Source organism: Brucella ciceri (genome assembly GCF_041930145.1).
GTDB classification, from domain to species: Bacteria; Pseudomonadota; Alphaproteobacteria; order Rhizobiales; family Rhizobiaceae; genus Brucella; species Brucella intermedia.
On the sequence record NZ_JBHEEV010000004.1, the window covers coordinates 71,357 to 93,377 of the forward strand.

The following is a 22,021-nucleotide window of genomic DNA, read 5'->3' on the forward strand; positions in this document are numbered from 1 at the left end:
TAAGGTCGTAAAAGCCGTTCGCTGTTTTCTATTTCTTCTTCATAGCTTCCAGCAATGCTGCGCCGAAGCCGCCGGTCGATGGCTGCTCCTGTTTGCGTTGCGGTGTGAAGTTCTTGGCGGGCCGTTGATCTCGGCCTGCATTCCCGCGTGGGGCAGGGGCTTCGCCTCCGTCCTTTCTCATCGTCAGGCCGATGCGCTTGCGAGGCACATCCACTTCCGTCACGCGCACCTTCACCACATCACCAGCCTTGACTACTTCATGCGGGTCTTTGACGAAACGGTCCGCAAGCTGCGAAACATGGACAAGTCCGTCCTGATGCACGCCGATATCAACGAATGCACCGAAGGCCGCAACATTGGTCACGGTGCCTTCAAGCAACATGCCGGGCTTCAGGTCCTTGATGTCATCAATGCCATCGGCAAAGGTCGCAGTCTTGAACTCCGGACGCGGATCGCGGCCCGGCTTGTCAAGTTCGGCAATGATGTCACGCACGGTCGGCAGACCGAAACGCTCATCGACAAAAAGACGCGGATCAAGTGCCTTCAGCGCTGCGCTGTCGCCCATGAGGCTGCGCACATCGCGACCGCAAGCGGCGACGATTTTCTTGGCGACGCCATAGGCTTCCGGGTGAACGGAGGAGGCATCGAGCGGCTCTGTGCCGTTGGAAATGCGCAGGAAGCCCGCGCATTGCTCGAAAGCGCGGTTGCCGAGCCGTGCGACTTTCAAAAGCTCCTTGCGGTTCTTGAAGGCTCCGGCTTCATCGCGGTGCGCCACGATTGCTTCGGCGAGCGACTTTCCCAGACCCGAAACACGCGCCAGCAGTGAAGCGGAAGCCGTATTGAGATCGACGCCGACCGCGTTCACGGCGTCTTCGACCACTGCATCGAGCGAACGCGCCAGGCGGGATTGATCGACATCGTGCTGGTACTGGCCGACGCCGATGGATTTTGGCTCGATCTTAACGAGCTCGGCCAGCGGGTCCTGCAGACGCCGCGCAATGGAAACTGCGCCGCGCAGCGACACGTCGAGCTGCGGGAATTCGGCGGCTGCGGTTTCGGATGCTGAATAGACCGAAGCGCCTGCTTCCGACACGATGACTTTTAGCGGTTTTGGTGCCGGCATGTCGGAAAGCATGTCGATGACAAGCCGTTCGGTTTCGCGGCTGCCGGTGCCGTTGCCAATGGCGATCAATTCGACCTTATGCTTGCGGATCAGGCTTGCAAGTTCGGCTTGTGTGCCGCTCACGTCGTTCTTTGGCGGAAAAGGGTAGACCGTCGTCGTGTCGAGCAACTTGCCCGTACCATCGACCACCGCTACCTTGACCCCGGTGCGGATGCCCGGATCAAGCCCCATCGTGGCGCGCGAACCAGCAGGCGCTGCGAGCAGCAGATCCTTGAGGTTGCGGGCGAAGACATTGATGGCTTCTTCTTCGGCACGCTCGCGCAGGTCGCGCATCAGATCGAGCGAGAGCGACAGCGAAAGTTTCACGCGCCATGCCCAGCCTGCAACTTCCATCAGCCAGCGGTCGCCGGGAAGCGTTCCGCCGATATTATAGGCGGCGGCGATCTTGCGTTCGACCGGCTTCACAGGCGAGGTATCGTCGGCGTCGATCTCGATGTCGAGCGACAGGAAATCCTCGTTGCGGCCGCGCAACATGGCGAGGGCCCGGTGGCCCGCAACATTTGCCCAACGTTCGGAATGGTCGAAATAGTCGGAGAACTTCGCGCCAGCGGCCTCTTTGCCTTCGACAACCCGGGAGCGGAGAACTGCGCGTTCCTTGAGATAGTTGCGCAGATTGCCGATCAGCTCGGCGTTTTCCGCAAAGCCTTCGGCAATGATGTCGCGTGCGCCATCGAGCGCTGCCTTTACGTCGGGAACATCGGCGGTGATGTATTGCGCCGCGATTTCGACAGGCACAAGCTTGCGGTCCGTCAGAATGGCCTCGGCAAGCGGACCGAGGCCACGCTCACGGGCGATTTCCGCCTTGGTGCGGCGCTTCGGCTTATAGGGCAGATAAAGATCTTCAAGCTCGGCCTTGGTTGCGACGCCTGCGATCTTCAGCTCCAGCTCAGGCGTCAGTTTTCCCTGACCGCCAATCGATTCCAGGATCGAAGCGCGACGGGCTTCCAGTTCGCGCAGATAGGCGAGGCGTTCGGAAAGCTGGCGCAACTGCGTATCGTCAAGGCCGCCGGTGACTTCCTTACGGTAGCGGGCGACGAAAGGCACGGTCGCGCCTTCGTCCAGCAGGCCGATGGCGGCGAGCGCCTGATCCGGCTTTGCGTTGATTTCCGCCGCGATGATCCCGGCAATGCGCTTGGTAATATCGGCCATGTAACTTCCATTTCTTAATAGTCACGCCGAACATAGTCGGATGCCGGTTCGGCGCAATCAAGGTAGTATCGATGTTCCACAGGAAAGGCGTCAGCGTTCGTGTTCACGGCGATGTGAACTGCCTGCACCTTTTTAAATCGGATTTTAACAATACTTATATCGGGTAATGACGATACGCATTGGAAGATCAGCGAGGTGACTGCGATGTCGGATGTTCAGCCTATACCTCTGGACGAGATATTAAAAGCGCTCGCCAATCCTGTGCGTCTCGACATTTTGAGCTGGCTCAAGGAGCCGGAGAATCATTTCTCCGGCCAGCACATGCCTCTGGAGATGGGCGTGTGCGCGGGCCAGTTCGAACGGTGCGGCCTCTCCCAGTCGTCCGTTTCCGCCCATTTGTCCGTATTGACCAAAGCGGGGCTGATAACGCCCCACCGCGTCGGGCAATGGACTTTCTACAAGCGCGACGAGGAGGCGATAGCCGCCTTCGTCAAAGCCCTCTCCGATCTTTAATCCATCCTGAAACCGACCTCTCCCACTTGCCCAATCTTTCCCATTTGAAGGAAATGTATCCATGGCTTCATTGTTCGATCCCGTTACCGTAGGCGATCTCAAGCTCGCAAACCGCATCGTCATGGCCCCCCTGACGCGCAATCGTTCGCCGCGCGCCGTGCCAAACGACCTCAACGTCACCTATTACGAACAGCGCGCGAGTGCCGGCCTCATCATCACCGAGGCAACGCCGATCAGCCATCAGGGACAGGGCTATGCCGATGTTCCGGGTCTCTATTCCGCTGAACAGCTCGCTGGCTGGAAGCGCGTGACCGACGCCGTGCATAGCGCAGGCGGCAAGATCGTCGTGCAGATGTGGCATGTGGGACGCATTTCACACACCACCTTGCAGCCGAATGGTGGCCAGCCGGTCGCGCCTTCCGCGATCACGGCCAAGTCGAAGACCTATCTCGTTCAACCGGACGGCACGGGCGGCTTCGCGCCGACCTCCGAACCGCGTGCCCTGGACAAGAGCGAACTGCCGGAAATCGTCGCCACCTACGGCAAGGCTGCAAGGGATGCGATTGAAGTGGCGGGGTTCGATGGCGTGGAAATCCATGCCGCCAACGGTTACCTGATCGACCAGTTCCTCCGTTCGGGCAGCAATCATCGTACCGATGAATATGGCGGCTCGATCGAAAATCGCGCCCGTTTCCTGTTTGAAGTCGTCGACGCCGTGACGAAGGCGGCCGGTGCAGGCAAAGTCGGTATCCGTCTTTCGCCGGTCACGCCAGCCAATGATGCCTCCGATCCCGATCCGCAGCCGCTGTTCGATTATGTGGTCGAGAAACTGGCGGGATACGGTCTGGCCTATATCCATATCATTGAAGGCGCGACGGGTGGTCCACGCGATTTCCAGCAGGGGCCGCAGCCCTTCGATTATGCGCGTCTCAAGCAGGTCTATCGCGATGCGGGCGGCAAGGCGGCGTGGATGGTCAATAATGGTTACGACCGCGCGCTTGCCGAAGAGGAAGTCGAAAGCGGTCGCGCTGACGTCGTGGCTTTCGGCAAGCCCTTCATTGCCAATCCGGACCTCGTGCGTCGCCTTAAGGACAATGCGCCGCTGAACGAACTCGACCAGCAGCATATGTATGGCGGTGGCGCCAAGGGTTATACGGATTATCCCGTGCTTGCCTGATCACGAGAATACAAAACCCGGCGAAAATGCCGGGTTTTTGTTATCAAAGCCTTGCACGTGTCGAGCGCGGTGTGGCCAGCAGCAGATTGGTTTCGCTGGCCTTGATGCCCGGCACCAGCCTGATGCGGCGCAGGACAGCGTCGAAATCGGTGAGCGTGGCAGCACCCAGTTCCACCACCAGGTCGAAGCGGCCATTGGTGGTATGGATTGCCGATATTTCCGAAAAGCCGCCAAGCGCCTTGACCACACGGTCGGCCACATGGCCTTCGATTTCGATCATCATGATGCCGCGCACCGGCAGATCGACGGCATCAGAGCGCAGGATTACGGTATAGCCGATGATATCGCCGGAATTTTCCAGCCGCTCCATGCGAGCCCGGACAGTTGCCCGCGAAACACCGAGATCGATAGCAATATCAGAAATGCTGCGTCGCCCGTTATGGCGCAAAAGCGTAATCAGCTTTTCATCCAGATCGTCCATGCTTTCTCCATTTTGAAAAGCCAAACCGACATTCTGATAAACCAAACCGATAAAATTGCCAATCCGGTTGCTTCACATCGCCAAGCGTAGATGGTGAATCATGATCTGGATATTCAGAAGGACTCCACTTTATGCATTGCAAGATTCTGGGACTGCCCGTTCAGGAAGGTACCGGCCGCGTGGGCTGCAATATGGGGCCCGATTCCTATCGTGCCGCGGGCATTGCTTCGGCTATCGAGGAACTCGGCCACGAGTTTACCGATCTCGGCAATCTCGCACCGGCTGTCCAGCGCCCGCTGGAGCATCCGAACCCAGCGATCAAGGCATTGCCCCATGCCGTTGCCTGGATCGAGGCAATCAGCGAAGCCGCCTATCGCGAGAGTGCGGATGGTTTCCCGATCTTCCTGGGTGGTGATCACCTTCTTGCCGCCGGCACCGTTCCGGGCATTGCGCGTCGTGCGGCTGAGAAGGGACGCAAGCAGTTTGTGCTCTGGCTCGATGCCCACACGGATTTTCACACGCTGGAAACGACAACCAGCGGCAATCTCCACGGGACGCCGGTCGCCTATTACACCGGCCAGAAAGGTTTTGAAGGCTATTTCCCGAAGCTCGCCGCACCGGTTGACCCTGCCAATGTCTGCATGCTCGGCATTCGCAGCGTCGACCCGGCGGAACGGGAAGCAATCAAGAAAACCGAAGTCGCCGTCTATGATATGCGCCTGATCGATGAGCACGGCGTTGCGGCCTTGCTGCGCCGCTTCCTTGAGCGCGTGAAAGCCGAAGACGGCCTTCTTCATGTCAGTCTCGACGTCGATTTTCTCGACCCGTCCATCGCGCCTGCCGTCGGCACCACGGTCCCGGGCGGCGCAACCTTCCGCGAAGCGCATCTCATCATGGAAATGCTGCACGACAGCGGACTGGTGACGAGCCTTGATCTCGTTGAACTCAATCCCTTTCTCGATGAACGCGGACGTACCGCCACCGTCATGGTGGACCTGATGGCGAGCCTGCTTGGCCGCAGTGTCATGGACCGCCCGACGATTAGTTATTGAAACATGCTCAAGGAGCAATGATGACCCAACCCAACCTCAATATCGTCCCCTTCGTCAGCGTCGATCATATGATGAAGCTGGTGCTGTCCGTCGGCGTGGAAACCTTCCTCAAGGAACTTGCCGACTATGTCGAAGAAGATTTCCGTCGCTGGGAAAACTTCGACAAGACGCCGCGCGTGGCGTCGCATTCGAAGGAAGGCGTGATTGAGCTGATGCCGACGAGCGATGGTACGCTTTACGGCTTCAAATATGTGAACGGCCATCCGAAAAACACGCGTGAAGGTCTCCAGACGGTCACCGCCTTCGGCGTGCTGGCCGATGTGGGCAGCGGCTATCCGATGCTGCTGACCGAAATGACCATCCTGACCGCGCTGCGCACTGCTGCGACTTCGGCGGTTGCTGCAAAGCATCTGGCGCGTGAGAACTCGCGCACGATGGCCATTATCGGCAATGGCGCGCAGAGCGAATTCCAGGCTCTGGCATTCAAGGCGCTGCTCGGCGTCGACAAGCTTCGTCTTTACGATCTCGATCCGGAAGCCACCGCCAAGTGCATTCGCAACCTGCGGGGTGCCGGTTTCGACATCGTCGCCTGCAAGACGATTGAAGAGGTTGTCGAAGGTGCGGATATCATCACCACTGTCACCGCCGACAAGGCCAATGCGACGATCCTGACCGACAACATGGTCGGCGCTGGCGTGCACATCAATGCGGTTGGCGGCGATTGCCCCGGCAAGACGGAACTGCACGGCGATATCCTGCGCCGTTCCGACATCTTTGTCGAATATCCGCCGCAGACCCGCATTGAAGGCGAAATCCAGCAATTGCCGGAAGATTATCCGGTCAATGAGCTTTGGGAAGTCATCACCGGCAAGATCACCGGTCGCAAGGATGCACGACAGATCACGCTGTTCGACTCCGTAGGTTTCGCCACGGAAGATTTTTCGGCATTGCGCTATGTGCGCGACAAGCTGAAGGATACCGGCCTCTATGAGCAGCTGGACCTGCTTGCAGACCCCGACGAGCCGCGCGATCTCTACGGCATGCTGCTGCGCCACGAGAAACTGCTGGAAGGCGAAAAGACCAAGCCTGCGGCCTGATCTTCTCCTTTCTAGGAGCGATTTTACTCAGCTTCACCTGTTGCAACCCTGCCGCGCTCGACGTGCGGCGGGGTTATGTTTTTTCAATCAGTGCGATAAATCCTTGTGCCGGGCACGATTTCCATTATTGCAGAGGGTACTTCTGAGATTGGGGATGCATCGGGCATGGATGACAGGGTGGAAAACGCAACATCCTTCAGGCAATCGGCAAATACCAACCGGTCTGCCGCCAGCCCTCTCATCTTCAGCGATACGCTCGGGCTTTATCAGCGGCCCATTGGTGAAGCTCTGGATACGGTCGTCTTGTTTGCAAGCCCCTGGGGGCTGGAAGACCTCTGCACGACGCGGAAGTTCTGGCGCATCATCGCCGACAGGCTTGCAGCGCGGGGCATAGGTTCCTTCCGTTTCGACTGGCCGGGAACCGGCGACGGGCGCGACGACATCGATTTTTCCAAAGGTTTGGGTCTCTGGCGCGATACGCTGGTCGAGGCCGCCCGGAAAGCGCGCGCCCTGTCGGGGGCAAGCCGTGTCGTTATCATCGGACAAAGCCTCGGAGGAGCCGTTGCTGCCGAAACGGCATCGCAGATCGACGGCGCCACGGCCCTGGCGCTTCTGGCACCGGTTATCTCCGGGCGGTTCTACACGCGTGAACTGGCAGTCTGGTCGAGCATGGTCGATGCCGATCTCGGACTGACGGACGAGCAGAGGATCAGGAACGGTGTTTCCATCGCCTCCCTGACGATGCAGCCGGAAGTAGCCGCCGATGTGAAGAAGATCAATCTCCTGTCGCTGGAAGCAAAACCTGCGCCCCGGTGCCTGTTATTGGCGCGAACGGATCGCCCCAACGATGCAGAACTGGCGGCCCATCTGGAAAAGCTTGGCAGCGACGTCACGGTTGAGGCCTTCGCCGATTACGACAAACTGATTTCCAACCCCGTCATCTCGCGCCTGCCGCTGGAGGTAGCTGGCCGGCTTGTCGATTGGGTGGCCGGGCTGGCAGGTTCCACGCCTGCACAAAATAAGCCGGACGAAAGCGCTCTTGGCGGCACATTACGGGGCGACGGTTTTATCGAAACGCCTGTTTCTTTCGGTTCCGAAAACCGGCTTTCAGGTGTTCTCTGTGCCCCTTCTGGCGAACGGCAGGGCAGGACGGTCATGTTCCTTTCGTCATCCTACGACCGTCGCGTTGGATGGGGACGCACGACCGTCGATATGGCGCGCAAGCTCGCGCGGGAAGGCGTCGCTTCGCTGCGCTTTGATATTGCAAATGCGGGCGACAGCCCACCGAACCCCGGCATGCCGGAACAGGTGCTTTACACCCACGGCCCCGAGGCCGATGTTGCAGAAGCTCTCGACTATCTCGAGGCGCTCGGCTGGGGGCGTCCGGTTGTTGCCGGGCGATGCAGCGGCGCGTTCCTAGGATTTAACACGGCCCTCAAGGACGAGCGCATTTCCGGCGCGGTTCTGGTCAATCCCGTTACCTTCTACTGGGCGCCGGGACGCTCGATCGACGAGGCTCTTCGCGAAGGCAATCGCACGCTGGAGGATTACGGCAGCCGTGCCTTGCGCGCCGAAACGTTCCAGCGCCTGCTCCGTGGCGAACTGGATATCCGCGCCATACTGCGCAACCTCACACGCGGGGTGGCCGGGCGCATTCGCGGCCTGGCACGCAAGCTTTTGCGCAGCCGCACAGCGGAAGGGCGGGCGGTCTACTCGGCTTTTGACGAACTGAAACAGCGTGAGGTGCCGCTGGCGCTGGTCTATGCCGAAAAGGACCCCGGGCGCGAGCATTTCAATTTCTATTTCGATCAGGCAGGCAGCGGCGTGCAAGGCTTCGACAATGTGTCGGTCGCCATCATTCCCGATGCCGATCACAATCTGACACCGGAACATTCACGCAAGATCTATATCGACGCGATCCGTTCCCTGGCCCTGAAATAGTCAGAACCAGACGATCCGGGACGAACCAGCGATACGAATTTCGCCAGACGGTTTTTCCGGTGTTTCGTTGCGCGGGATAAGCGTGACGCGTTTCGTCCCGTTGGGGGCGAGGTGAAACCAGTTGTCGGCAGGGCGCCAGTCGCCCGCATCGATGCTGACGGATTGGGCCAGAACCGGTGTTTTGAGATCAAGGAACCAGTTCCCGTTCTCTTCCACAATAACGGCTTCGATGGCGGCGTCGTGAAAGGCTTTTGTCCGTCCGAGCGGAAAGTGAAACGCCTCGGCGATGGTAATATCATTACGTTTCAGTCGCGCCACCGTCACGTCATGCGCCGGAGGGCCGAAACGATAGGCGTAAGCGACATCGAAGAAGGCGCCGAACAGATCAGTTGCCGGAATGGTGATCGCTGAACGACCTCCTATCGAAAGATCGCGGCGACCGGAAACCACCGGCTGCGAACCAGCGCGCAGGCAAGCTAATTCAAGCGAAAGATCAGCGGATTCTGCCTGTTCGTTCAGAACATGAATCGCAAGGCCGTTGACGCCTTCGTCGGTCAAGGCAAGCTGTTGCGGACGGAAGGCACGCTTGAGGCCGTGCCAGGACGGCTTGGGTTCGCCGGTTGCATCGATCATGCCCCACCCGGCACCGGGCCTAAGGTCCTGAAACATCCAGACAAGCCCGCCGAAACAGGTGCTTCCCGGACGTCTCCATTCGGCAAAAGTCGCTTCCATCACTTCCGCCGTGACCGCACGGGAAAGGTGGAGATACTGTTCCACATCCTCGCGTCGCAGCCGCGCGGGATCGTAACCGTATAACATCTCCAGATAGCTATCCCGCGCATCCTCGAAATCCCAGGATACGCCACGATCGCGTGGCACGCATGCTTTCCAGCGCGGATCGTGCACAGGCGGCACATCAAGATGGGATTTCAGCGTGCGTGCTTCCGGCACGTTGGCGAAGGCCAGACATTCGGTTGCAAAGCGCACTTCCGCCCGGCGCGCATCGTCCAGCGGGCGGCAATAGGCGCTGACGCCGTAATAATGGCTGACGCCTTCATTGCTGATGAAGGGCAGGGCGCCATCGCAGGGCGAATTCGGCACATAGGGAATGTCGGGGCAAATCTTGCCTGCGATAGCCGGCAGGATTTCCTCGGTAAGCGGGCCTTTCCATGTCGTCTCCGGCAGGCCCATCATAGCGCCCTGCTGGTAGATTTCGCTGCCGCCGCAAAGCACGGTCAGCGATGGCGCCTGTCGGATGGCAGCAAGAAGCTGCGACGCTTCTGCCTGCACCTTCGTGACAAATGCCTCGTCTTTCACCGGATAATCGAAATTGGCGAACATGAAGTCCTGCCACACCATGATGCCAAGCTCATCGCAAAGCGCGTAGAAATCGGGCGTCTCATAGGCGGTGATGCCGCTTAACCGCAGCATGTTCATGCCCGCTTCCTGCGCGAGCCTCAGCCACGGTTGGTAATCGCTGCGTGTGCCGGGAAGGCGGACGATATCCGCAGAACTCCATACGGCACCGCGACAGAAAACCTTTTCGCCGTTCAGCTTGAGTGCAAATCCCTTACCGTCCGGCCCGCGGTCGACCTCGATCCGGCGAAAGCCCGTGCGCCCGAGCAGGCGCATTTCGCCGTCGAGCGAAAGTTCAACATCGTGACGTGCCGGCTTACCATGCGTATGCGGCCACCATGGTTCAACATTGGGGAGCGTCAGCTTCGCAGTCCACTCGCCGCTGGTCTGGCGCTCGCAAATGGCCTGTTGCCCAGCGCAATGGAGGACCAGCGTTCCGGCGCTGCCGCTATAAATAAAACTGACTTCAAGTTCTCCATTGCCGCTTTCGGTCAATCTTGCGCGGATGGTGATGCCTGAAATGGCTTCGGTATGGGCGCGGCTGATTGTGACGGGACGCCATGGTCCCACCGCTTGGACTTCCGGACACCAGCCCGGCATATAGCCGAGCGCGGTCGTGCGGATGAGGCGCAAACCTTGCGTGTTCATCAGCTGCGTGCGCCAGCGGGCACGCGGGCCTTTTTGATTGAGACGGCGCGCGAGCGCGCGAAAACACAGCGCAAGTTCGTCCTTGCCGGTCAGCGTGACGGACAGATCATGTTTGAGAAACATGCTGTCGGTTTGCAGCAGCAGTTCGCCGTTGAGAAAGACATCGCAGATCGTGGCAAGCCCGCCCAAATGCAGCATGGCAGGGCCGGCTGCCTCGTCTAGGTCGAGGAAATACCAGGCATCCTGATTGTCGAGCGGGAGGGGGTTGTTTCGGTCGAAGCGCCCCGCTTTTTCCAGAGCTTCCGCCACCGTGCCGGGTACCGGTGCGTCCTTGATCACCTCACCGGACCTGGCGTCATGCGGCGTTTGCGCCGCATCTGGACCGGTGAGAACGAGCCGCCAGCCGGTCGAGAGCGGGCAGGTCGTCGGATTGAATTCAAGCAGCATCGCGACCGAGTTCCGTTGCAAGCGCTGCCATCAGCCGATCCCAGGCATCTGCTGCCGGTTGAAGCGTTCCGCCCAGTGCGTCGAACTTCTTGCGCATGACGGCACGGGCAAGCTGGAACTGAACCGCCTTTGCCGTTTCCGCAATCTGCAGGGCATCTGCGGACGCCGTTGCAAAGCGCTTGCCTTGTCCGAGCCACTCAAGATGGCTTGCCGCAAGTTCGAAATTGGCGCCGAGCTGGCGCAGCGTGTTGAACGCATATTTGTGGAAGAAGCCGAACGGGCGTTCCGCGATTGCTTCCACCTGAGCGGGGAACACGCTTGCAAAGGCACGGATCGGGTTTTCCTTCGGCCTGCGCGCAAAATGGCGCGGCAGAAGGATTGCAGCCACGCGTCGCTGATGGGCTTCGTCCGGCACGTGCTTCGGAAACTTGGCGAATTCCGTATAGGGCAGGAAGGGCAGGTCGGCATCCGTCAGTTGACGCTGGAAAACGCCATCGAAATCCTCGCCTTCGAGATGGTAGAAACCGCCATTGTGGAAATAATCGAGCTGGCGGTTTTCAACATCCATGCGGTTGATGGCGATGGTGGTCTTGCCATGTTCAGTACGATAGCTGACACCATGCGTATCCGGCATGAAATAGCTGTCCATTTCGACCATGCAGAGACGTCCGCGCGCGATCTGCTCGGCGACATGGCTTTCCACACGGTCGAAAATTGCAAGCTCCGTCGCCCGCACGCCGTAAAGGGCTTCGAGGTCTTCCAGCGGCACCTTGAAGAAGGTGAACTGGTCGCCCTCGAAATCCTGCGTCAGCGTGAAGCCGAGCATGGCTTCCGGGGCGATGCCCAATGTTGCCAGCACTTCGATCCACAGATCGACATAGCAGTTGGTTTCCGGCCAGATACGCGTCTGGGCATGCAAGGCGTGCGGCGTGTAACGGTCGGGCGCGATGTTCGGAAAAACAGCCTGCATGAGTGCGATCAGCCCCACAATTCCTTGCGTATGTTTTCCGGCCAGATTTCGACATCCAGACCGTGGTGATGGAAGAGCGCCAGTGCGATGCGTTCCAGCCCGAAGCCGACACATGCCGTGTGGGCCACCGAACCGTCGTCGAGTGAGAGACCCCACTTCACGCCAAACTGATCCTGATGATAGTTGAAGCTCATGCAGGCGGTCGGCTTTTCCACGCTGGTGATTGGGATGAGCAGTTCGAATTTCAGGTTCTGGTCGCGCTGGTTGTTTACCAGCATCTTGCCTGCACGGCCAAAGAACGGGTCGTTGGCGACGTCGATTTCAACCGGCAGCCCGACCTTCTTCATCATCTCCGTGCCACGATCGATCCAGAGCTGGCGGAACGCCATCACATCGGCTTCAGTGCCCATGCGCACATATTCGCGCATGCGGAAAAGCTGCTGACGGGCAGGGTCCACCGATGGCTCGTGACGGAAGCAATAGGATTGCAGGTCGTAAAGCCCGCCGCCCTGCGGCAGCGGCCCGCGCCTGGCGACGGTCGGATAAAGTGGATAGCAGGCTGCTGGCGTCAGAACGATGTCCGTTGCCTTCTGTTCCGTCGTCCAGTCCTTGCCTTCATCCATGCATTTGATGAGGTTGACGTGGTCAAGCTCGCAGCCGCAGAAGCTGTGCACGGTGCCAGCCAGTTGCGGGAAGCTTTTCATATAGCCGCTTTTTTCGAAGAAAGCGCGGTTCATGCCGGGCGGGAAGCGGATTGCCTCGGCGCCGTCATCGCCTCCGGTACGGTCGATCAGGCGTTCAAATGCCTGGATGACATCTTCGAACTGGCCGGAGCGTCCGTAAAGACCTTCCACGCCGGTGTCGATCAGGAGACCGGAATCGAAAAGCCGGTCGAGAAATGATCTCTGAGCATCCATGGAGGTTATCCCAAAAGGCTGGTGTTCTGTTTGTGGATGAGCAGCATGGTGGCGGTATTGCCGAGGATGCGCTCGTTTGAAATCATCAGCTGCGCGGAATGCGCGTCACGCAGATGGCGTCCGAGGCTGAAGGGCGTATCGTTCTTGTAGCCCATGATGCCGCAGACCAGCATGGCGTGATTGATGATCTGCAAGATCATCTGCGAAGCGGCAATCTTGAGATTGTTCATCGCAATCGCAAAACCCATCGAGGCCAGCTTGTCGGGATGATGCCTGGCTTCGCGATAGGTCTTCAGGCAGGCAACAATTTCGGATTTGAGCATCTGCAGCATGTTGGAGGCTTCGGCGACACGCAATGCACCCGGCTGCGGCGCGCCCGGATTGCGCTTTGCGGCGGCGCGCACGAATGCCTGCGCCCGGTTGACCGCGTCGACAGCGATACCGTACCAGAGCGAACTCCACAGCGTATGCGATTGCGCCAGCATGGACTGCGCTGCGATTTCCGCGAAAGGATGCGGCAGGATCTGCACCTTGTCGGCCTCGCCACGGAACACAAACCCTTCCGAGCAGGTGCCACGCATGCCGAGCGTGTCCCAGTCATGCGTCTTTTCAAGCGTGTACTGGTCTTTCAGAAACACCGTCATCACCTGATCCGACGATGCGGCATCCTTATGGGAGCGCGATGTGATCAGGATGGCATCCGCATAGGTGCCGTAGGAAATGACGGTGGCGTTCTTTTCCAGACGACACTTGTCCCTTTCGACTTCGATAGCGCAGATCGAATTGCGCAGATCGCCGCCAATGCCGCCTTCGGTGGTAGCCGAAGCAAGCAGCAGCTGATCCTTTGCGATTTTGCGCATGAAGTCCCGATGCCATTCGACCGTCTGGCCGTGTTCCACCAGGCTTGAAAGCTTGATGTGATGCATCGCGAAGATCATCGCGCTCGATGCGCAGGACTGACCGAGAATGCAGCACAATTCCGCAATCTGGTCGATTTCCGCGCTTTCGCCGCCCAGTTCGCTCGGCACCTGAATGCCAAGCAAGCCCTCGGCCTTCATCGCATCGATTGCTTCACGCGGGAAGCGGCCTTCCTTATCGACGCTATCGGAAAATTTACCCGCTATGGCCGCTACGCGGCCTGCGCGCTCTGAAAGACTGTTTCCCGCCCCGGCATTCATTATGCGGCCTCTTTGTCCTTGAGAATCTGGGTGATCGTCTGTTCGATGGCCTTGATGCTCGCGAAAGACTTGCGGTTCAGATACTGATCCGGAAATTCGATATCGAACTTGTCTTCCAGACCGAGCATGAGCTGAACCGAGGCAAAGGAGGACAGGCCTGCGCTGTAAAGATCGGCATCATCGGCAATGTCCGTCACCGGTCCCGGCAGACCGCCGACCTTGGCCAAAAGTTCGCGAATGGATTCATTCATAATCTAACTCCCTGCTTATTCGCTCAAGTCGAAGGTTCGCGTCTGGGTTGATGCGACGGCACGATCTCTCAAGCCTCTCGAAAAGCTGCGGCAACTGTTCGAAATTCTGTCTCTTTATGCAAGTGATATGTTGCGAATGTTAGCAACATCGCAAACACATCAGTATGCGTCCGGCTTTTTCTGCTCCCGCAAGCCTTTATTTTCTGTTGACGCAGAGGCATTGCGGCCCGCCTGTTCTGAAGACGTGCTTATATAGTTAAATATTCAATGACAAGATATGTGGCATTGCCCGCAAGAGTTGCGTGCTCTTTTAGTTAAAAAGGACGGCCCGAATGCCGCGGCGCGGCGATCTGTCCCGTATTTGTAGCGATTGCCATTTCAAAACTGTCGGCAATTCGGCGAGCCCTGTCGATGAAGATGATTGCAGTTTCCGGCGGAAAGATTTCGCGCGTAGTCTTCTCGAAAAGGTCGAGCCAGCGGTCGAAATGTTCGTTCCTCAGTCCCAGTTTCAGATGCGGGGCCATGGGGCGGCCATCGTAATTGCCGGTCTTGAGGATGACCGACGACCAGAACGCGGCGATCTGCGCGATGTGGTGATCCCAATCATCGACCGCATCGGCAAAGATCGGCCCGATAACTGCATCTTCGCGCGCGCGTCCATAGAACGTCGTCACCAGTCTTTCGATTGAAGCCGGGTCGATGGATGGGTGAGGCTGATTGATGAGAACGGTCATGTCGCCTGTTGATATCTTTTCGCCGGGAAAACGGGCTCTGGCGCGGATATAGTCGCTGCACCGGCCACAATCCAGTGAAGTGTTGCCGCATGGGCATCAACTTCCCGTTGGCGAAGCAGTTGCGACGATCTAATAGTACGATGGTTGAACACGGTTGAAGGAGGAATGAATGCGGGTGTTTCTGTTTGCGGGTCTGTTGACCCTTGCCACCGGCGGAGTGGGCTTTGCGGCTTCGTGCGAACAGAATTTCAAATCCGATGGCGTTCCGCTGGTAACATCCGTGAGCTATCGCTCGACACAGAGCTTTACCGGCGTGAAGTCTTCGGCCGCCTTGCAGCGTCTGGCGCAAGCCATTGCCGCTGAAGGGTTTTCGGGTATCAAGGTGAACAAGCAACTCGCTTCTATCGAGGCTTTTCAGGAAACGACAGGATCGGGCCGGATCCAGACCTTGCGCGTCACTGCCCGGGCGCAGGGCAAGAGCACGCGTGTCGATGCGATCTTCACCATTCAGGCGGGACAGGCGACGAGCAAGTCAGTCGTACGCGAAGGACTTTGCCGCATCATTGCTTCTGCTGCCAATTGAGTTTGTCGTTCGATGGTCGGGTTTCGAACGATGTGTTCCAAGCGCAAAACCCACGGTTAACCGGTGACGCCGCCAAACTCGGATTATCGCTGGAGAAAGAGAATGGTAGCGGAGGTACGCTACAGCCTATAACACACACGAGAAATCGTTGGTTTAAAGATGGTAGTGGTCGACGATTACAGCCTTTACCCACCAATGGCAACTACAGGCTTTTAAGGCCGATCAAGCCGCTATTGCCTACTGGGTCAGTGCCATTTGTAATTACTGCGATGTTCGTCCATGCTGCCTAACAGCTAGGGCCGCATTCGATAGCGATGACCAGTTGTTTACTTCAAGCCTGCTAGAAGTAGCCCTTCGGAACAAGGGTACGGCATATGGCGATAATCATTCCTAAGAAGAAGGGCACGGCTTCTAACAAGACCGAAACCCACCCGGAAACACCCGATATCTGTCTACATAAGCCGCAACCCGCGTTCACCGCACACAGCCCCCAATATCCCGAACCTTTTATCGATAAGATCAGTATCGTCGTGACGCCCGATAAAAGCCGGGGACACATGATGTATCAGGAACTATTTACGACCCTGGACCAGAAAACTGAATTTCTGGATGCCTCGAAGCCGAAAGGCGGATATCAACTTGCCAAGCGCCTTGTCCTTCAGTCTGTAGATCAACTCAAACGATATCCACTGATACAGTTCCGGTATCTGAAAGACCACAAGCTCATCGAACGGTTCCGGCTTGAATTCGTACCTGTCGATCTCGGATCGAATGGGATGGAAGAACTGCATATTGTTATGGGGGGCTTAATTGAGGATGGGTGGGACTATGTACGTAAATACGGTAAAGTAACCCGGATCGATATCAGCATCGATATCCCTAATGTCTCGATGGAAAGCTTTCTTCTCCTCTCGCATCAGAGCGTCAGTTCTCGGACATGGAGTATGGACGGACGGTTAGAGACCATCGTTCACGGGAAGAAAAAGGGCAATCAGACGATTGTTTATGACCGGGGAGCCAAACGAAAGGCGCATGGCCAGTCGGCTGAAGGCAAGCAAGGGACACGGGTTGAAAGACGACTGATCAAGCTTCCAATGGTAACGGTTGCTGGACTCGTACAGCTAGAAAATCCGTTTGCCAAACTAGCGCTATTGGAGAAACTGCCAACGATACCGCCCGCAAGCGCGAAAAGCGCTTCGCAAAAGGGGCAGTGGCAGATGTTCTGCGATAGCGTACAGGTGCGCCAGTTAAGCAATGCCCTAACGCTACTTTCGGCGGAGAAGCGAGCCGAGTACCGCAAGCATATCAAACAGAATTCAGCCCCATGGTGGGATCCAGATGCAATGTGGGGAAAGTGGAGCTCGGTCCTTGAACAGATGCGATTTACGGGCAAGCTGCCTGGAGACTGAGTAACGTCGACATGAATGAAGCCTCTGTTTCCAAATTGCACCGCTGGCAACAAGACTAGGTGACAACTTGAGGTACCGGTGATTTTAAGTTCCAGATAACCCAATCAACAGGTTCCGGGCTATGAATAAATCTGAAATCAAAGTCATGCCAAAACCGCAGGGGCGTATACAGCGCGCGGTTCTTACAGCGTTACAGCAACATGATCAGTTGACGACGGCACAGCTTGCTGTACTCGCGTATGGCCATGATGGTGAATTCGAAAATCATCACGTCATTCGTGCTATTCGTGGATTGATGAGGCGGGGCTACAAATTCACGAACGAGCGCAGGGGGCGGGTCAACGCGTCCGGTTACGTTTATGTCTGGAGTCTCGCCTGATATCTCCCGACCTTTCGTCGGTAACCCCGGTGGTTTCAGGAGTTGGAGGTCAGCACTACTTCCTCCGCCATAAGCCGCCAACACGATTTCAAAGGCCGGGGATATTATCTCCAAATCGATATCGAAATACTCTCCAGTGGGCATCCATGCCGGTTTTATGAAGTGCCGCCAGTAACAGCCTGCGACCACCACGCGGGCAGGTTGATAACGAAGAGCCGATTTCGGGAACCGGAGACAGATATCGTGTCCGGCAACCGTCTGGTGACAGTTGTCAGGACACGGCTGCTTCGTAGCGCTTCATTACCGTTTAAGTATCTGTCCAAAAAGCCATAAACTGAAAATTATGTAATAATCACTTGGCTTTAGGTCGCCTCAAGTTACCGTTTTCCTTGGATAAAACGTCAAGGAGGACGCTATGATCAAAACCACAAACGACCCCTACTGGGATGAATCCGTTCTTTACGACCCGCAGGCATGGAATACTGTCTCCCGCCTGGACGCATGGGTGGGGTCAAGTTTAATGCAAAAGTCGATCCGACGTTGCGATACACCGTTTGCCGCCGTGACCGGTCTGCGTTATCACCAGCTTCGCGGCGCAGCAGTTTGGTCCCGGCTGATGTTGATCGCTGTCGAGGATATTGGCATCGCCTCGCCACCGACGCTGGCACACGTCGCGAATATGGCCCGACTGGCCCGCAGACACGAAGTGGGCGATAATATTCTGAGAGCCGTCGCCAGCGTGGCTGAAATCCTCGCCGGTGCGCCAAAAGACAGATCTGCTGATTACCTAATATCCGCCGCTGTTGCTCATCCCGCTTTCGAGAACGAGCGCTGTTTCGTGGGAAAAGCTTCAGCCGACCAGCGTATCGCCATGGCGGTCGATCTTTCGCTCCCGCTGATTACTCGTGGAATTGCAGCATGGTTTGCATCCGGGCGAGACCATACGGGAGAAAGCAGGGTTGGTGAAGGAAATCTGCCCCAACTCATGGAGGCTTTTGTTGGAGCCGGTGTGCCGGATAGTCTCCTAGCAGCTGTCACCTATATCTGCTCGCGAGTCCGTCATCCCATTACCATTATGCTTCCGGTCTTGTGGATGGAGGCTTTTGGAAGCAACGCGTCCGGCTTGCCCCGCGTCACCGATATGGCCTGTCCGGGCTCTCCTTTGATTGGGGGTATGCCAGCCTATGCGCTCGACAAGCACACATCTTCTGGAAAAGCCGCCATCACGCAGTTCGCCGCCGAGAACAATGCCGTTGCTGATGTGCTCAGCCGACGGGTTCCGGATTTCAGGGCAGCGGACGTAGCTGCGATGGGAGCATTCTACACCGATGCAATTCCCATCCGCCCGCAACTCTTCTGGCATGGTACGACTGAACTCGAGAGGCTGGGCCGCGAGGCTGATTTCGCCAAGATAGGCTATCCCATCGAGGCTATTGACGAACTCATCGCTGCGATCGCGGACAACCTCGATCATCTTAACGTTCTTCGGGCTAAGCGATTTTCACGACGGTTTGGAAAGGGAGAAACTTGCGATGCATGACGTTGCCGCCGATCCAGAGAATAATGATATCCATAACCCGATCGCCGCCAAGTGGGTGAACAAGTTTGCAATTAATTGCAAATTGGACAGTTCTAATATCGAGCCGCCAAAAGCCGTCATCGATCTCGTCTCATATTCTATCTCCGAAAGCACTAAACGCGCCTACAGGGCGGATTTGCGGCATTTTGAGGCCACTGGACGGACTATCCCCGCGTCGCCCGCCAACGTTGCTACGTATCTGGCTGAAATGGCAGGTCACTTCGCCGTCGCCACCATCGAGCGGCGGCTGGCATCCTTGGCGAAGGCGCATCGCTCATTAGGACATGGCAATCCCTGCGAAGCCGAACTCGTCAGATCGACCATGCGTGGTATCCGGCGGAGCTTTGGGACGAAACAGCGTCAGGCGGTTGCGATCCTGCGCGATGATTTGTTCGCGATGCTCGACAGGCTCGGTGACCAGCGCCGGAAAGATATCCGGGACCGCGCACTACTTCTGATCGGTTTCGCAACCGCCATGCGCCGCTCTGAACTGGCATCGCTTGACATTGAAGATATCGAATTCACCGCAAAAGGCATGATAGTGACATTGCGTCGGTCGAAGACGGATCAGGAAGGACAGGGGCGCAGGATAGCTGTGCCATTTGGACGAACCCGGTACTGCCCTGTGACAGCGCTCAAGGCATGGCTCACTGTTCTCAATCGCTCATCTGGTCCGATGTTCGTTCGCATCAACAAGCATAGGCAAATTCTGGATCGGCGCATTTCAGGTGAAGCTGTGAGCCTTGTCGTCAAGACGAGGATAGCCAAGGCGGGGTATGATCCAAAGTCGTTTTCCGGCCATTCGCTTCGCGCAGGCTTCGCCACATCGGCGGCGGAGGCTGGGGCTTCGAGCTTCAAGATCAGGCAGACGACCGGACACAGGACAGAGACCAGCCTGTCGCGCTATATCCGAGATGTCGACCTCTTCGCCGATGCCGCAATCTCCCGTTTGCTGTAACCGGGTTATCGCTTCTGGTTGAGGGCGGCGTCGAACACGCCCTTGATCCACAGAAGCTCTTTCTCGTCGAGCCCTGCAAGGCGCACTTTCAACTCCAAAAGCGCCGAGCTGGGTCGCTCCTTCGTCGGAATATCGGGCGAAAAGAACGCAGCAGGGTCGACATCGAGAGACCGAGCCAGACGTTCGATGACAGGAAACCGCGCCCCCGATGTGCCGGTTTCGATCTTGGTGACCATATCGACGCTGATGCCTGCGGCTTCTGCAAGTTGCCCTTGCGTCAGACCCGCCTTGCGTCGATGTGCAGCCAGCAACTGACCGAACCGTTTTCGCAGATCATCCATGGCCACACTCCTTTGAGGAGTGTGTAGGCCCAAGGTTCATTGAACATCAGCGCAATCAGTTGCAATTTCATCTAAATCAGTAAAACACTTGCAACTTACGGTAAATCAGTTACGGGTTTTGGGAGGCTGGAAATCTCGAGGTGAGTCGCCGTACAGCTGGATGGGTATATTGGGGGACATCATATGCAGCGCAGAATTTATCACTGAAGCGGCCCGTGCAAGCGCTGACGACCATTGCATTCGCGATATCATTGTCGGCTTGTGTTTCGGTCGATCCTCTCCAGCCGTCACCAGCGGGTTTTGACGCTATCGAATTTACCAGAACGACGGTGGTCCGAGACCATGCGAGGTATACGCAAAAAGAGCGATTAGATGGAAACTGAAAATCAAAAGCCTAAATTGGTTCCCCGTTGGAGCTACGGGAAAATTCTCATCATCTATACTCTGATTGCACCCGTATTCATTGGAGGCTTGATGTTGACGGGTTTTGTCCATCGTTCTGTTTCGTCGTATCTTTCAACAACCTTCACGCCGAAGCCAAAAGACGGCGTGCAATGCTTTTCCTCGTGGGATGGCTCAGTTTCTGCGCTCGTTGATGCTGTAAAGTCCAGTATGAATGACCCTGAAAGTTTCCAGCATGTCCGAACGGGCTACAATTCCCGCAGTGGACAGTTTATGTCTATTGCGATGGAATTTCGCGGCAGGAATGGCTTTGGTGCATTGATACTCGATAAGGCTGTCGCTGATCTGAACAAGGAAACCTGTGCGGTGAGCAATATTCGTACCAGACGGTAAGGTTTTGGCGTTGGGCTATCGCATTGTCAGGATGATCATTGCGACAATGCCCGGCTGTTTTTCACAAAATGCATAATGCTCGGCGTTAACTCTGGATGCAAAGGCAATGTGCGATCCTTGTATGTTGCAAACGGCTGTCCCTCCACATCCCGCTTCAGCACATGAGTTGCATTGTTCAGATTTTTCCGTATGCCCTGCGGCATGGCGGCAACGAGAAGGTCAGCGTCCCGGGGTTTGACCTGAATATCAGCAGTCCCTTGCACAATGAGGACAGGTCCGGTCCAATGGGTAGCGACCTTCGCGGGATCGTAAGAAAAAAGGTCAATCATGTACCGTTGTAGCCCTTCTGAAAATAGCGGCTGCAATGCTGCAGGGAGAGATTTAGGGTCGCTCTTCCGCCCCGCCTCCAGCTCCTTCACGATCATTTCGACATCGGAAACAACGGAAGCATTTGCAGGATTGGCATGAACCTGCTCAATCAACAACCGCCCTACAGGACGCCCTGGAGTCGCCAAAAGAATTAAGCCGCATAAATTTTGAGGATGGTTTTCAGCGGCAACAAGTGCAACAAGCCCACCTTCAGAGTGACCCGCGATCCAAACGCAGGGCGAAAGCTCAGAAGCTCGCTTGACCCATGTTACGGCATCATTGGCGTAGGCCTCAATTGTCACATCGTTTGGGTCCTCGATGGCCGCTTGGCTCCGGTAAAAGGTAAGCGCTGTTCTATTCGCACGTTGACCAAGCGCAGTGGGGCGTAACGATGCCTTTCCACTTGGACGTGGTGGCAACAATGCACCGATAGTGGACTTCAGGCTTCTCTATACATCTCCACCTTGGTTAGACAGGTCACGCTATCCCGAAAAAAGGTTGCGGTGTGCGCGCC

21 protein-coding genes are annotated in these 22,021 nt (G+C 57.1%); 11 read left to right on the forward strand and 10 right to left on the reverse strand.

The genetic code is table 11. The features are described 5' to 3' along the window. Nucleotides 1-28 precede the first annotated feature (28 nt). Entirely contained in the window at nt 29-2,332 is a 2,304-nt protein-coding gene (locus JNC63_RS09075; RefSeq protein ID WP_063620678.1) for a Tex family protein, read from the reverse strand. A 204-nt stretch (nt 2,333-2,536) separates the two neighbouring features. Between JNC63_RS09075 and JNC63_RS09080 the strand changes: the two genes are divergently transcribed. Both JNC63_RS09080 and JNC63_RS09085 read left to right on the forward strand, forming a co-directional pair. Next, entirely contained in the window at nt 2,537-2,845 is a 309-nt protein-coding gene (locus tag JNC63_RS09080) for an ArsR/SmtB family transcription factor (protein ID WP_006471599.1), read from the forward strand. Between the two features lie 61 nt (nt 2,846-2,906). Continuing rightward, nucleotides 2,907-4,022: an alkene reductase gene (locus JNC63_RS09085; RefSeq protein WP_063620679.1), complete on the forward strand. Its 1,116-nt coding sequence runs from the start codon at nt 2,907-2,909 to the stop codon at nt 4,020-4,022. 43 nt (nt 4,023-4,065) lie between these two features. On the opposite strand, the gene JNC63_RS09090 is transcribed toward JNC63_RS09085, so the two are convergent. Then, on the reverse strand, nt 4,066-4,503 hold the full coding sequence (locus JNC63_RS09090) for an Lrp/AsnC family transcriptional regulator (RefSeq protein ID WP_006471598.1): 438 nt from the start codon (nt 4,501-4,503) through the stop codon (nt 4,066-4,068). Nucleotides 4,504-4,634: 131 nt separating this feature from the next. On the opposite strand from JNC63_RS09090, the gene rocF reads away from it, so the two are divergent. The 3 genes from rocF to JNC63_RS09105 all read left to right on the forward strand — a co-directional run bounded on the left by rocF (nt 4,635) and on the right by JNC63_RS09105 (nt 8,593). Next, nucleotides 4,635-5,555, forward strand: a complete 921-nt coding sequence (rocF, locus tag JNC63_RS09095) for an arginase (RefSeq protein ID WP_063620680.1) — start codon at nt 4,635-4,637, stop codon at nt 5,553-5,555. A 20-nt stretch (nt 5,556-5,575) separates the two neighbouring features. Then, on the forward strand, nt 5,576-6,652 hold the full coding sequence (gene ocd / locus JNC63_RS09100) for an ornithine cyclodeaminase (RefSeq protein WP_006471597.1): 1,077 nt from the start codon (nt 5,576-5,578) through the stop codon (nt 6,650-6,652). Between the two features lie 165 nt (nt 6,653-6,817). Next, on the forward strand, nt 6,818-8,593 hold the full coding sequence (locus JNC63_RS09105; RefSeq protein ID WP_063620681.1) for an alpha/beta fold hydrolase: 1,776 nt from the start codon (nt 6,818-6,820) through the stop codon (nt 8,591-8,593). Here the strand turns inward: JNC63_RS09105 and JNC63_RS09110 are convergent, their stop codons facing one another. The 6 genes from JNC63_RS09110 to JNC63_RS09135 form a co-directional block, all read right to left on the reverse strand. Next, nucleotides 8,594-11,044 carry a glycoside hydrolase family 2 protein gene (locus JNC63_RS09110; RefSeq protein ID WP_063620683.1) on the reverse strand — a complete coding sequence of 817 codons (2,451 nt, stop codon included), beginning with the start codon at nt 11,042-11,044 and terminating at the stop codon, nt 8,594-8,596. After that, entirely contained in the window at nt 11,034-12,014 is a 981-nt protein-coding gene (locus tag JNC63_RS09115; RefSeq protein WP_063620932.1) for a DUF1839 family protein, read from the reverse strand. Before JNC63_RS09115 ends, JNC63_RS09110 begins: the two co-directional genes overlap by 11 nt. Before the next feature lie 8 nt (nt 12,015-12,022). Beyond that, the gene (locus JNC63_RS09120) at nt 12,023-12,931 is read right to left on the reverse strand and encodes an amino acid--[acyl-carrier-protein] ligase (RefSeq protein WP_063620685.1); all 909 of its coding nucleotides are present in this window, start codon (nt 12,929-12,931) and stop codon (nt 12,023-12,025) included. Nucleotides 12,932-12,936: 5 nt separating this feature from the next. Next, nucleotides 12,937-14,109, reverse strand: a complete 1,173-nt coding sequence (locus JNC63_RS09125; protein WP_063620687.1) for an acyl-CoA dehydrogenase family protein — start codon at nt 14,107-14,109, stop codon at nt 12,937-12,939. Beyond that, nucleotides 14,109-14,360 (reverse strand): acyl carrier protein, encoded by a 252-nt coding sequence (locus tag JNC63_RS09130; protein WP_006467457.1) that lies wholly within the window; start codon nt 14,358-14,360, stop codon nt 14,109-14,111. The genes JNC63_RS09125 and JNC63_RS09130 overlap by 1 nt, the downstream gene beginning before the upstream one ends. Nucleotides 14,361-14,674: 314 nt before the next feature. Beyond that, entirely contained in the window at nt 14,675-15,094 is a 420-nt protein-coding gene (locus tag JNC63_RS09135; protein ID WP_063620689.1) for a group III truncated hemoglobin, read from the reverse strand. 169 nt (nt 15,095-15,263) lie between these two features. Here JNC63_RS09135 and JNC63_RS09140 point away from each other — a divergent pair, with 169 nt between their 5' ends. The 5 genes from JNC63_RS09140 to JNC63_RS09160 all read left to right on the forward strand — a co-directional run bounded on the left by JNC63_RS09140 (nt 15,264) and on the right by JNC63_RS09160 (nt 20,002). Continuing rightward, nucleotides 15,264-15,677: a hypothetical protein gene (locus tag JNC63_RS09140; RefSeq protein WP_063620691.1), complete on the forward strand. Its 414-nt coding sequence runs from the start codon at nt 15,264-15,266 to the stop codon at nt 15,675-15,677. A gap of 374 nt (nt 15,678-16,051) precedes the next feature. Then, entirely contained in the window at nt 16,052-17,086 is a 1,035-nt protein-coding gene (locus tag JNC63_RS09145) for a hypothetical protein (protein ID WP_374846248.1), read from the forward strand. 121 nt (nt 17,087-17,207) lie between these two features. Further along, nucleotides 17,208-17,465: a hypothetical protein gene (locus JNC63_RS09150; protein ID WP_374846250.1), complete on the forward strand. Its 258-nt coding sequence runs from the start codon at nt 17,208-17,210 to the stop codon at nt 17,463-17,465. 415 nt (nt 17,466-17,880) lie between these two features. Then, complete coding sequence (locus tag JNC63_RS09155) at nt 17,881-19,005, forward strand: hypothetical protein (RefSeq protein ID WP_374846251.1); 1,125 nt, start codon at nt 17,881-17,883, stop codon at nt 19,003-19,005. A 247-nt stretch (nt 19,006-19,252) separates the two neighbouring features. Then, nucleotides 19,253-20,002 (forward strand): site-specific integrase, encoded by a 750-nt coding sequence (locus tag JNC63_RS09160; RefSeq protein ID WP_374846252.1) that lies wholly within the window; start codon nt 19,253-19,255, stop codon nt 20,000-20,002. Nucleotides 20,003-20,007: 5 nt separating this feature from the next. Here the strand turns inward: JNC63_RS09160 and JNC63_RS09165 are convergent, their stop codons facing one another. Continuing rightward, nucleotides 20,008-20,343 (reverse strand): helix-turn-helix domain-containing protein, encoded by a 336-nt coding sequence (locus JNC63_RS09165; protein WP_374846254.1) that lies wholly within the window; start codon nt 20,341-20,343, stop codon nt 20,008-20,010. 372 nt (nt 20,344-20,715) lie between these two features. On the opposite strand from JNC63_RS09165, the gene JNC63_RS09170 reads away from it, so the two are divergent. Continuing rightward, nucleotides 20,716-21,138: a hypothetical protein gene (locus JNC63_RS09170; protein ID WP_374846255.1), complete on the forward strand. Its 423-nt coding sequence runs from the start codon at nt 20,716-20,718 to the stop codon at nt 21,136-21,138. Between the two features lie 35 nt (nt 21,139-21,173). Here the strand turns inward: JNC63_RS09170 and JNC63_RS09175 are convergent, their stop codons facing one another. Then, nucleotides 21,174-21,809, reverse strand: coding sequence for an alpha/beta hydrolase (locus JNC63_RS09175; protein ID WP_374846257.1), 636 nt, complete (start codon nt 21,807-21,809; stop codon nt 21,174-21,176). Nucleotides 21,810-22,021: the final 212 nt, after the last annotated feature.